The organism is Acetobacteraceae bacterium (assembly GCA_004843345.1).
In the GTDB taxonomy this organism is placed as follows: Bacteria; Pseudomonadota; Alphaproteobacteria; order Acetobacterales; family Acetobacteraceae.
In genome coordinates this window covers 1996260-2008506 of record CP039460.1, presented here as the reverse complement: position 1 = coordinate 2008506, position 12247 = coordinate 1996260, and the positions used below count along the sequence as shown (strand labels likewise).

The following is a 12247-nucleotide window of genomic DNA, read 5'->3' as shown; positions in this document are numbered from 1 at the left end:
TCAAAGCTTCAATCCCCAACATAAGTTTCTGAACAAGAAAATTCTGGTAACATTTTTAACGTTATCTTCAACAACTCTCCTGCATCACTTTGCCGGCAAGCCTGTTCTATCTTCTCAAGATGATTTTTTATACTCTCTAAATTAACAATCTGTCTTTTAGAGTGAACAGCTAATAAATCTGTTCCAAGGATAGATTCTTGACTCTCATCATCATACAAAAGAGCCTCTTCTATTTTCTCGCCCTTCGCTAGCCCTACTATTTTAATTTCGATGTTATCTTTTTGCCCGGAATGCATCAAAAGATTTTTCGCCAAGTCCATAATTTTAACTGGTTGCCCCATTTCTAAAATATACAGCATATTAGTACATGTCTGCTGGCGTAATTCACTTTGAAAACATACTTCTAGTAAGCCCATAACGGCCTTTTCATGTGTGATAAAATATCTGCTGACGCTTTCATGTGTAAGCGTCAAAGGACCACCTTGAGAAATTTGATGTCGAAAGAGTGGAATGACAGATCCAACCGATCCATAAACATTACCAAAGCGTAATATATTAAAAACAGTCTGCTGTGAGTTTGCCTGCAACGATTGTAACCAAAGTTCAGCAATACGTTTTGAAGCCCCCATTCTACTGCTTGGATTAACTGCCTTATCTGTTGATAGAAAAATAAATTTTTCAATATCATGCCTAAGCGCAGCTTCTGAAAGATTTTTTGTGCCAATAACATTTGTCAAAAAACCTTCACAAGGATTTTCTTCGACCATTTTAACGTGTTTTAAAGCTGCAGCATGAAAAACGATATGTGGCTTTTTTTCCTGAAATATATTCTCTATTCGAGCAAATGAAGAAACATCTGCTAGAAAAATCGTAAAATTTAAATGAGGAAATTTTTCAGACAGCTCTATTCTAATTTTCCATAAAAAATATTCATTATTATCTAATAAAATAAGCTCTGATGGAGAAAATAAAGCAACAACTCGACAAATCTCGCTTCCTATCGATCCCCCCGCACCTGTAATTAAAATTCTCTTGTTCAAAAAAACCGTTTTTAAATGGGCATTTTTATGAGCAACAGAATCATTTGAATTTAATAGCAAGGGAAAATAGTATCCTAGTATGACAAGCCATAGCACCTTGAAGGCGTTGATGGATCTTTGTAATCAACGTCTAAAAATATAAAAAGCAATTTTTTAAGTTAACGTATAATAAAATTGGATAGTTTTTCTGTCTACTCTCTTCATACAATCCCTTCCATACATACTCACCATAGGCTTGTGCGGGATCGGGCTTGCTTTTATTCCAAAGCTCAACATACTCGATATTCCTCAAGCACGTAGCGCACATGAATTTCCTATTTCTAAGGGTGGCGGTATTGCAATTATCCTTGCCTTTTGCTTTGGGTTTCTAATTTGGCGCCTCATTAACCCAGCGCTACTGCTTCCATTTAATACTTTGTACGCATTCACTGGAATTTTTACTTTAGCTATCTTTTCATTAATTGATGATATTCAATCACAAAATGTATGGTTAAAACTGATTGTACAAATTCTTTCTAGTTTTCTTATTACTGAGAGCCTTGGAGTTTCAAGCACATACACTACAGGCTTTACGTTACTTAACGTAATCTATTTAAACACAATTAACTTCATGGATGGATTAAATGGATTAGCTTCTGGCGTAATCGTCATCTCTTCCTTTATTCTTGCCTTCGCAGGCGCGCCAAATGTTTTGTGTTATCTTTTATCTGGAGCACTTCTCACTTTTCTACCCTGGAATTTTCCAAGGGCACATATTTTTATGGGAGATGTTGGCAGTCAGACCTGCGCACTTATTCTGTGCTTAATCGCTAATATACTCATAAAAAACCATACGCAATTTTCTGAATCTTATCACCTCAGGATTATCTTTCTTTTACCAGCGCTCTTAAATGGAATGCTTTTTGATGTCTTTATAACTTTAGTCATAAGAAGTCTAAAAAAAGATCCTATAACGCAAGCCCATAACACACATCTATACCAACTGGCAGTGCGATCAAATTTTCTCTCCCCCTTTTATGTCACTCTTATTCAATGGAGCTTTGCCATATGGGGGGGAATCATAGAGTTATTTCTTCCACTTTCCATAAGTCTAATTCTTTTACTGATACCACAAGTTATCTGGGGAAGTCTTGTTGCCTATTTTTGGCGGAAAAGTTCTCTTTTTCAGCTAAAAAACTTGCCTTGATAAAATCAACGAATTATCACAGTCTAGAAGCATAGGAAGACTCCATATCAGCATTTCGCACAATAAAGAGTTTCCAGAGATAATCCTTATCTACTCAGTTTACCTGAATAACCGGACAGCAGGAGAGTTAAAAACAATGACCTATGTGGTCACAGAAAATTGTATCCGTTGCAAATACATGGATTGCGTAGAGGTTTGTCCCGTTGATTGTTTTTACGCGGGAGAGAATTTTCTTGTTATTAATCCAGAAGAATGTATTGACTGTGGGGTTTGTGAGCCAGAATGCCCTGCTGAAGCTATCCTCCCAGATACAGACGATACTGCTCAGGAATGGCTCGATATCAATACAAAATATTCCCAATCTTGGCCTAATATTACAAGAAAAGGTCAAGCGCCTGCTGACGCAGAAGAATGGAACGGAAAGCCAAATAAAGAAAAGCTACTTTCCCCTAACCCGCACACACTATAAACAATAGAGTATAAAAAAAGAGCTCCCTTTTAAAGGGAGCTCTTTTTTATAATATTTCAATCATTCCTACTTGTTCCAAGAAAACGAAGAAGAAACTGAAATAAATTAATAAAATCTAAATACAAAGACAAAGCATCATAGATACCCTGCTTAGCGACTGCTTCCTGTGGCATCCAAGTAAGATATTGCTGATAAGAAACCTTCATGCGCTGTGTATCATAAGCAGTAAGCCCTGAAAAAATCAAAATACCAATAAAACAAATTGCAAAATCTAAATTATCAGATGACAAAAAAAGATTAACTACGCTCGCAACAATAAGACCAATCAAGGCCATGAATAAGAAAGTTCCTAAACCGCTTAAGGAACGTTTCGTTACATAACCGAAGAGAGACAGCCCTAAAAACATAATCGAGGTAACTAAGAAAGTCCGCACAACTGAAGAAGCTGTATAGGCAAAGAGCAAGCTTGAGCAACTAATCCCCATACAAATGCTGAAAACAACAAATAAGGCAGCAGCCGTAGAACGAGAAAGCCGATTAATCCCTGCAGACAATACAAATACAAAAATAAGTGGAGCAAAGGCCGCAGCCCAACCAAGCCCTGTTAACTGCAACTGTCCTCCAACGATATGGAAAAAGAGCATTGATAACGATGTATGCACAACCGTCCAAGCTGCAATCGCAGTGATAACCAGACCTAACCCCATCCAGTTATAGACGGTGCGCAGATAACTTCTTAAACCCAGATCTAACGCAGCCTCATCTGTTTGACCTTGCTGGCCATTATATTGAAAATCTTGATTAAAATTCATTTCCCAATTCCTACTTTTCACAGATAAACAGCATCATCATAGCAGAAAACTTTCTTTTTTAAATAAAATACGAAATATCTCCTTTTTATCCCTCTTGAGCCCCTCTCTAAAAAATGCCTTTTTCGCTTTTTATGAATGGTTAATCATATCCTCTATTGTTAAAAAAATGCAATAAGGTCGATATCTGTGACGGAGAGGCATATAATACCCAGTTATCTTCAGAAACAGCTTCCAGTCCGAGTTTTTTCAAAATTTTTTCATCCACCTGCCCCTTATTGTTCTTCTCTATAAGCCAAGCAAGATTCCGACCATCCTGAACTGCAAAATCTCTCATCCGCCAAATAACAGCAGAAAAATACTTTTCATCTCCATAAGGCCCACCTAACATTAAAAGTGTGTGTTCGTCCCATTTTAAATTTAAACGAAGACATGGCCCCCAAGCATTTCCTGAAGCTTCAACTAAATAACCTTCTGGAATAAAAGATTGAACGGCATAAAAATGCGCCACTTCACTATCTTTCCATTCAAATAAATGCACTCTTGTTCGCCGGAAAGAAAAGAAAATTGCAAAAAGACAAAGAAGTGCAGATGCAGCTAGGGCGAATGAAATCGTCTCTTTTGAGATCCATAAAACCTCGCCAGAACGACGCCCCAAAGCAGCCCAAACTGTTGCAAAAAAAATCCCTAATATCAATAAAAAGGTTGCTAAAGTCCTCGGAACATTGGGAAATGCGACGATATGCGCCTGCCGATAATAATAACGCCGAAAAGGCAAAATAATAAAAAGAGCCAATAAGTTAAAAAAGAAAAGAAAACGATCAACTTTCAAAAACAAAAGGATCGGTAAAAGTGTTGTCAGAACGATAACAGATGCTCGCCATGCGGCAAATACCTTTTGTCCAAGAGCAAAAGACAAACCTGCGATCAAAGCACCTAAGAAGAAAAGAAGAATTCCTCTCAAGGATAACGTATTTCCAAAGGGAAGACCCAACAAAGCATAAGTTGAAAGGCATAAAGCAAAAATAAGTTCTAAAAATGAACCAATCTGCGTTGTAAAATCTCCTTCAGCAAAATGAATGCCATCTTTTGAGAGAAAAGTTTCCTTTTTTTTCGATATCCTTAAAAAAAATTCGTGCCCTGAAAAAAGAACTCCCGCCAAGAGTAAAGGAATTAAATAATAAAAAGCACGAAAAACAACCAACGCCCCTACGATTTGAGGCGTATTAAACCACGGCAAAAGCATCGTAAGAAGAAAAGCATCAAAAACACCAACACCTCCTGGAACGCTTGATAGCAATCCTGCCATATAAGCAGTGAGGTAAATTCCTATAAATCCAAAAAAAGTCAATGGAGGAAAAGTAGATATATGCATTTCACCCAAGACACACCAAAGAATAAGGGCGGTCACTCCCATATCCAAAGCACTCGTCAATAACTGTCCAAGTGCTAAGGCAGGAGTTGGCATTACTAACTCCCAATTTTTAATTTTCACCTTCCCCCCTCGCAGAGATAAAAGAAGATAAAGTAAAACCACTAGCAAACAGATAATGCCCAAAGGGATCGTAATCCAAGCCTTTACCCAGGTAATAGGGACTGCATTCGGCTGGGACAAAAGTGCAATCCCAACTAAAAAGAAAATACCAAGACTGCAAGCCCATGTACAAAAAATGACGACGCGAGCAATATCTGCGGTCGACATTCCCCAAACACGATATAAACGATACCTAACGGCGGCTCCAGAAAGTGCTGTAAAGCCTAAATTATGAGCAAAAACGTACGAGCAAAAGGCCGCAAGAGCTGATTTAAACCAAGGTTGAGGATCTTGAGCGTACCATGCCCCAAAATAATCGTAAAAAGATAATAAAAAATAAGCTAAAATAGTAGCAGAGGCAGCCTTCAATAAAGAAGACGCAGGGAGAGAGGTAACTGCCTGCTTCACCTCATGAATAGAAAAATGCGAAGCTTCACGAAAAAGAGCAAGACCGCCAACAACAACTAAAATCGCAGCAACCAAGAATGGGAGCGCACGTAATGCGAACGCCCCTAAATTCTTTCTCTTGAGAAAAAAATTTACGCCTTTCTCTTTTTTATTATTCACTTTTTGAATCAAAGGATTTCCGCTTTTTTATTAAACATGCCTAAAGACTTTCATCCGAACTAAGAACTTGATCCATAAGAGCAACCACCTCAGGAATCCCATAAAGCGCTACAAAAACACCGAACCGCGGCCCCTCAGAGCGCCCCAAAAGAACTTCATACAAACAAGAAAACCATCCCCTCAGACCTTCTTGCCCAAAATATTTTTTTCCTACACTATAAGTAAGATTTTGCACGATTTCCGCAATAGATTTTTCCTCATTCTCTAAAGTTAAGCTCTTCAATGAGTTTCTTAATTCTTCAATCGCAAGACGTTCGACTTCTTTTGGTTTACGGCATTTTCTTGCGCCAGACTTTTCTTGTTCTTTCACATGCTCAAGAACATACCCTAATAAACTCGCTAAAAAGGGATGTGTTTCAGCACTGAGTGTTTCGTCATAACGCCTTAAAAATTTCCATAATGTTTCTTCATCCTTAGCTCCCAAAGCGGTGGCCAAATTCAAAAGCAAGGAGAAAGAAACAGGAGACCCCTCCCAAATTGGAAGTTCCCCTTTATGAAGAAACCATCCAATATGCTCTTCTGGCGCTTTTTCAGAAGACTGTAATCGTTCCATACCAGATAAGTAATCATCTATAGAACGACCGATAATACCCTTATGAAGACGTTTTGCTCTTTGTGGCTGATGAAACATAAATTGAGAGAGAGATTCCTCTGGCCCCAATAGTAGCCACTCTTCTAACGACAGGCCGTTACCTTTAGATTTGCTAATTTTTTGCCCTTCTGCATCTAAAAATAACTCATAAATCAAATTAACAGGCGGAACACCTCCTAAAATTCGACAAATTTTAGACGAAAGCTTAACGCTATCCGTTAGATCTTTACCTGCCATTTCATAGTCCACGCCGAGCGCGTACCAACGCATGGCCCAATCTCCCTTCCACTGCATTTTTGCTCCGCCACCAAACACACACGTCTCAAAAATCTCTCCTTCATCGTCTTGCCAACGAATCATACCTTTTTCAGAATCCAACACTTCAACAGGCACCTGCATAACCTCACCTGTTTTTGGATGAATAGGAAGAATTGGAGAATAAGTTGTCTTCCGTGCCTCTCGCAACGTTGGGAGGACAACTTTCATAATCTTAGGAAACTCCTCAAGAACGCGTTTTAGGGCTTCATCAAAATAACCACTTGTGTAGTATGCAGTTGCTGATGCGAATTCATAGTCAAATCCGAATCTATCTAAAAATGCGCATAAACGCGCATTGTTGTGCGCAGCAAAGCTTTCATGCGTGCCGAAAGGATCTGGAATCTTACTCAGCGGTTTTCCGATATATTCAGAGAGCATTTCCTGATTTGGCACATTTGTTGGTACTTTTCTTAAAGCATCCATATCATCTGAAAACGCCAACAAACGTGTTTTTCGTCCAGTAAGCCTTTCAAAAGCAAGACGTACCCAACTTGTTCTCAAGACTTCGCCAAAAGTGCCAATATGTGGAACGCCAGAAGGGCCATATCCCGTTTCAAAAAGAATTGCCTCATCTAGAGGACGATTCTCAACCTTTTTTGCTAATTTAGCAGCCTCAATAAAAGGCCATTGAGAAGAAATTTTATCTAAAGAATGTAATGATGTTGATTTATTTGTCATAATAAGATCAGGAAGGCTTTAACGCTCTCTGTCACCTCAATAATTAAGTTAACCCAAGGATACGTTGTCCTATCTCTCGCTCCCCTTTTTTACCGCCCGCCCTAATTGTACAAGGGACTAAAGCTTTAATTTTAACTGAAGATGGAGAATTTGTAACTCTTGAAGGAAATACTCTTTTAGAGTTTTTAAATTCGTCCTCTCCCATTCTCTTGGTACATGGTGTTCTTTGTTATGAAAGGCTCGGATTTACTGTTCCTCCCCTTCCTAGACCTTGGCTAGATCTACTTGATTTATTTTTGTTTATATACCCAGGCAAACCCCTCTATTCTCCAACTCCTGAAGGACTCTCTCAGGCCCTTAACCTTTCTTTTAAGAAGACACCAGATTTTTTATACGAAATCGCAGACTTTCTTCTATCTGAAATTGAACGTACGAAAACAACTTCTAAAGGAAAATTTTTACGCCAACTTCTTTATTTCATAAAATCTGGGAATTGGCACTGGGCGCCCACTGTAACACATCTTCTGGGAGAAATAACGGATTCTGAAAAAAAAAGCGTTTGGAACGATTTACAAATATGGAAGGCACTTCCAGAATGGTCAGAAGATTCACACCAACCTCAGTCCAGTCTAAAACCACTCCAACCAAATGAAGCAAAAGAAGCAGTCATTAAGTTTTTAAAACCAAATGAGCTCCGCCGTTCTTCTCAAGAAAATTTTTCTGAAAAAATTGGAGACATTTTTTCACTACCTACAAATGAAAAAGAATCTCCTCGCGTCCTTCTAGCAGAGGCTGAAACAGGTACAGGGAAAACACTTGGTTATGTTGCTGCTGCGTATCGTTGGGCTGAAAAAAATGAAGGTTGTGTCTGGATAAGCACATATACAAAGCACCTCCAAAGGCAAGTTGAAAATGAACTCTCTCGTTTTTATCCAGACCCGGTAGAACGCAATCAAAAGGCTGTTGTTTTAAAGGGGCGCGAAAATTATTTATGTTTACTCAAGCTACAAGAAACACTCCTTCCAATTTTTCTTCATATACAAAATAATCCAAACATTTCTTACCCGAACAATATTCCATTTGCATTCATTCTTAATTGGGCAAAAGAAAGTAAAGATGGTGACATAAAAGGAGGTGACCTACCAGGCTGGTTTAACCACCTTTACGGATATTCTCATATATTCCAACTCACCGACAAAGAAGGAGAATGTCTTCATACAGGATGCCTGTTTTACCAACGCTGTTTTTTCGAAAGTATTAACCAAAAATCGCTTAATGCTCGATTAATTATCTCTAACCATGCCTTAACACTCATTCGTTTGGCTCAAAATGCAGATAAAGAAATAACTTCATCCATGCCTGCTCGACATTTCATTTTTGATGAAAGCCACCATCTGCAACAGGCTGCTGATAATGTTTTTTCTATTAGACTTTCCTCAAAGGCCTTAACAGAATTCCGAAATAGACTTCTAGGAAGTAGCCAACAAACAAAAAAACGTAAATTTAAAAGCTTACGTCACTACCTAAAAACAGCTCTTATAGAATTTTCTCAACTGGAAGATGCTCTTAATCAAGTAGAAATAATTGCAAAAAAAACACTTCCTTCGATCGAGTTCCAAAAAAACTTCTCTCTTTCAAAAGAGGAAGAAAAAACAAACAGCTTCACTTCACTTACTTTTTTTCAAAATATTGCCCTTCAACTTGATCTTTATAGCCTAAGTGACAGCAATAGCTCATTTTTTGAAAGGGAATGTGATTTCTATCCAGCAACGCCTAAAACGGAAACTTCTTCATCCTTGCTCTTAAGTGAATTCAAAACCCTATTCGAGAAAATCAAAATCCTAAAAGGCATATTAACCAACCTCCCTCTACAAGCAGAAGAGAAAGATTCTGAAACAAGCAAAGGGATAGAAATCGTTTCCAAACGTCTTAACTATTATATTTTTCCGGCCTTAAATGGATGGATATCGCTCCTAACGCCCCTCTCTTCTCCTGATGAAAACTCAAAAACGCCATGGATCCGTATTATTCGCGGAGATTGGGACAATGATGAGAACCCGCATCTAAAGTGGCAGAAAGTAAGGCTTTGCGAACATTGGATTGATCCGACCGTTCCACTGTCCACGCTTCTTAAAAAGCAGGCTCTTGGAATTGCTTATGTCTCTGGAACCTTTCGGCCTTATAAGGAGCCGGAAATCAAAAAATCCCAAGAAGGAAATAATCTCTCTTGGCAAGCAGCGAAAAGACGGACAGGTAGTCAACATCTATCGGGTAAGATACTTCAAGACTTTCAAAAAAGTCCTTTTAATTATGAAACACAGGCTAAAATCTATGTCGTAAACGATGTTGGCCCCTCTAACAGAGAAGTAGCCGAGGCCTATACAAAACTATTTCTAGCCTCTGAGGGGGGAGCTTTAGGATTGTTTACGGCGATCTCACGATTACGCGAAGTTTATCAATATATTTTTCCTAAACTTTCGAAAAATCACATAGACTTATATGCTCAGCATATTAGTAGCGCTGATAATGCACAGCTCGTAGATACATTCCGACAAAATAAAAAAAGCTGCCTTTTGGGAACAGATGCTATGAGAGATGGAATTGATATCGTAGGCTCCTCTCTCCAACTCGTTGTTATGGATAAAGTGCCTTGGCCACGGAGCGATATCCTCCATCGTGAACGCAAACAAGATGTAAAGCAAAAAGAAAGCATTCGCTTAGAAGACGAAGAAGCCGCATTACGTTTGCGGCAGGCCTTTGGAAGGCTTATTCGCAATCTTAAAGATAAAGGGGTTTTCGTTATCTTAGATAGACGAACTCCCTCACGTATCCTAAAAGCGCTTCCTAAAGAAATCCAAATCGAAAAACTATCTCTTTCAGAAGTAACCGAACACATTAAAGCATTTTTAAACTGACATGATTGACAAAAAAACCTCTTCTCATTTCTGAGAAGAGGTTCTTTAACAACATAACGTGCGTTTAGGTTAGAAACCCATTCCGCCCATGCCGCCCATACCACTCATATCTGGCGCAGCTGACATGTCTGCTTTTTTCTCAGGAAGATCTGCAACCATTGCTTCTGTTGTGACAAGTAAACCACCAACAGATGCCGCATCCTGAAGTGCTGCACGAACAACTTTCGTAGGGTCAATAATACCTTCAGCGACAAGGTCTTTATACTCACCATTCTGAGCATCAAAACCGAAGCTATAGCTATCATTTTCCAACACTTTAGAAGCGACAACAGCTCCATCTTCGCCTGCATTTTCTGCGATCTGACGCAAAGGAACCTGAACCGCACGACGAACGATTTCTACACCAGCTTGCTGATCTTCATTAGAGAGTTTTAAAGAGGAAAGAACAACACTTGCACGCGCTAATGCAGCACCACCACCTGGTACGATACCTTCTTCAACTGCTGCTCTCGTTGCATGAAGGGCATCATCAACACGGTCTTTACGCTCTTTCACCTCAGTTTCTGTGCTTCCGCCAACACGGATAACAGCGACACCACCAGAAAGTTTTGCTAAACGTTCCTGAAGCTTTTCACGGTCATAATCAGATGTTGTATCTCCGATCTGCTGACGAATCTGTGCTGTGCGTGTTTTAATTTCAGATTCTTCACCCGCACCTTCAACAATTGTCGTATTTTCCTTATCAATGTGAATCTTTTTAGCTGTTCCAAGCATATCCAATTTCACATTTTCAAGCTTAATACCGAGATCTTCAGAAATCACCTGACCTTTTGTCAAAACAGCAATATCTTCAAGCATCGCTTTACGGCGATCTCCGAAACCTGGAGCCTTAACTGCAGCAACTTTTAAGCCACCACGAAGTTTATTAACAACTAACGTTGCTAAGGCTTCACCATCAACATCTTCTGCAATGATTAAAAGCGGACGACCAGACTGAACAACACTTTCTAAAAGTGGCAAAACTGGTTGCAAGGAAGAAAGTTTTTTCTCATAAATAAGGATATAAGGATTATCTAAATCCGCTGTCATTTTCTCACTATTCGTAACAAAATATGGTGAGATATATCCACGATCGAACTGCATACCTTCAACGACATCCAACTCAGTATGAAGTCCTTTGGCTTCCTCGACAGTAATAACGCCCTCTGTACCAACTTTTTCCATGGCTTTAGCGATCATTTCGCCAATTTCTTTTTCACCATTCGCTGAAATCGTACCGACCTGAGCAATCTCTGCTGTACCAGAAATTTTACTGCTGTTTTTCTTTAACTCTTCAACGATTGTAGAAACGGCAATATCAATACCACGCTTGAGATCCATCGGATTCATACCAGCAGCAACACTTTTTGCGCCAGCACGAATAATTGCTTGTGCTAGAACGGTTGATGTTGTCGTCCCGTCGCCCGCAATGTCATTCGTTTTTGAAGCGACTTCACGAATAAGCTGCGCTCCCATATTCTCAAACTTATCTGCAAGTTCGATTTCCTTCGCAACAGAAACACCGTCTTTCGTAATCCTTGGCGCTCCAAAACTCTTTTCGAGAACAACATTACGACCTTTTGGTCCTAAAGTTACCTTTACTGCATTCGCAAGTGTATCCACACCACGCAACATACGCTGACGCGCATCTGCGCCAAACTTTACATCTTTAGCTGCCATATCAAACCAACTCCAACAAATAATAAACTAATGAAAGAATAACGACTTTTTAGAAATTACAATTAACCCAGAATTCCCATAATATCGCTTTCTTTCATGATCACGAGCTCTTCACCATTCACAGAAACCTCTGTGCCGGACCATTTACCGAAGAGAACACGATCATCTTTTTTAACGTCAAGAGGGATAAGATTCCCCTGAGCATCGCGAGCACCCGGTCCAACTGCAAGGACAACACCCTCCATAGGCTTCTCCTTGGCTGTTTCTGGAATAATAATTCCACCTCTGGTCTTTCCTTCTGCGTCTAAGCGACGAACCACAACCCTATCATGAAGAGGACGAAAGTTTGTCATTAAAAAC

9 protein-coding genes are annotated in these 12247 nt (G+C 39.3%); 3 read left to right on the top strand and 6 right to left on the bottom strand.

Going from position 1 to position 12247, the window contains the following annotated elements:
* Positions 1-8 precede the first annotated feature (8 nt).
* The gene (locus tag FAI40_09790; GenBank protein QCE35594.1) at positions 9-1151 is read right to left on the bottom strand and encodes a polysaccharide biosynthesis protein; all 1143 of its coding nucleotides are present in this window, start codon (positions 1149-1151) and stop codon (positions 9-11) included.
* Between the two features lie 67 nt (positions 1152-1218).
* On the opposite strand from FAI40_09790, the gene FAI40_09785 reads away from it, so the two are divergent.
* Positions 1219-2226 (top strand): hypothetical protein, encoded by a 1008-nt coding sequence (locus FAI40_09785; protein QCE35593.1) that lies wholly within the window; start codon positions 1219-1221, stop codon positions 2224-2226.
* A gap of 136 nt (positions 2227-2362) precedes the next feature.
* Positions 2363-2695 (top strand): ferredoxin family protein, encoded by a 333-nt coding sequence (locus FAI40_09780; protein QCE35592.1) that lies wholly within the window; start codon positions 2363-2365, stop codon positions 2693-2695.
* A 56-nt stretch (positions 2696-2751) separates the two neighbouring features.
* On the opposite strand, the gene FAI40_09775 is transcribed toward FAI40_09780, so the two are convergent.
* The 3 genes from FAI40_09775 to FAI40_09765 all read right to left on the bottom strand — a co-directional run bounded on the left by FAI40_09775 (position 2752) and on the right by FAI40_09765 (position 7253).
* Positions 2752-3507, bottom strand: coding sequence for a Bax inhibitor-1/YccA family protein (locus tag FAI40_09775; GenBank protein ID QCE35591.1), 756 nt, complete (start codon positions 3505-3507; stop codon positions 2752-2754).
* 139 nt (positions 3508-3646) lie between these two features.
* A complete protein-coding gene (locus FAI40_09770; protein QCE35590.1) occupies positions 3647-5617 on the bottom strand; it encodes a UPF0104 family protein in 1971 nt (656 codons plus the stop codon).
* Between the two features lie 28 nt (positions 5618-5645).
* Positions 5646-7253, bottom strand: coding sequence for a lysine--tRNA ligase (locus FAI40_09765; protein ID QCE35589.1), 1608 nt, complete (start codon positions 7251-7253; stop codon positions 5646-5648).
* A gap of 296 nt (positions 7254-7549) precedes the next feature.
* On the opposite strand from FAI40_09765, the gene FAI40_09760 reads away from it, so the two are divergent.
* On the top strand, positions 7550-10168 hold the full coding sequence (locus FAI40_09760; GenBank protein ID QCE35588.1) for an ATP-dependent DNA helicase: 2619 nt from the start codon (positions 7550-7552) through the stop codon (positions 10166-10168).
* A gap of 69 nt (positions 10169-10237) precedes the next feature.
* Here FAI40_09760 and groL read toward each other — a convergent pair whose 3' ends face one another.
* Both groL and FAI40_09750 read right to left on the bottom strand, forming a co-directional pair.
* A complete protein-coding gene (gene groL, locus FAI40_09755) occupies positions 10238-11887 on the bottom strand; it encodes a chaperonin GroEL (GenBank protein ID QCE35587.1) in 1650 nt (549 codons plus the stop codon).
* Between the two features lie 62 nt (positions 11888-11949).
* On the bottom strand, positions 11950-12240 hold the full coding sequence (locus FAI40_09750; protein ID QCE35586.1) for a co-chaperone GroES: 291 nt from the start codon (positions 12238-12240) through the stop codon (positions 11950-11952).
* Positions 12241-12247: the final 7 nt, after the last annotated feature.

Bases quoted from the DNA above. Each gene is read 5' to 3' on its own strand.
- FAI40_09780 (QCE35592.1), top strand. From the start codon at position 2,363: ATGACCTATGTGGTCACAGAAAATTGTATCCGTTGCAAATACATGGAT.
- FAI40_09775 (QCE35591.1), bottom strand. From the start codon at position 3,507: ATGAATTTTAATCAAGATTTTCAATATAATGGCCAGCAAGGTCAAACA.
- FAI40_09765 (QCE35589.1), bottom strand. From the start codon at position 7,253: ATGACAAATAAATCAACATCATTACATTCTTTAGATAAAATTTCTTCT.
- groL (QCE35587.1), bottom strand. From the start codon at position 11,887: ATGGCAGCTAAAGATGTAAAGTTTGGCGCAGATGCGCGTCAGCGTATG.
- FAI40_09750 (QCE35586.1), bottom strand. From the start codon at position 12,240: ATGACAAACTTTCGTCCTCTTCATGATAGGGTTGTGGTTCGTCGCTTA.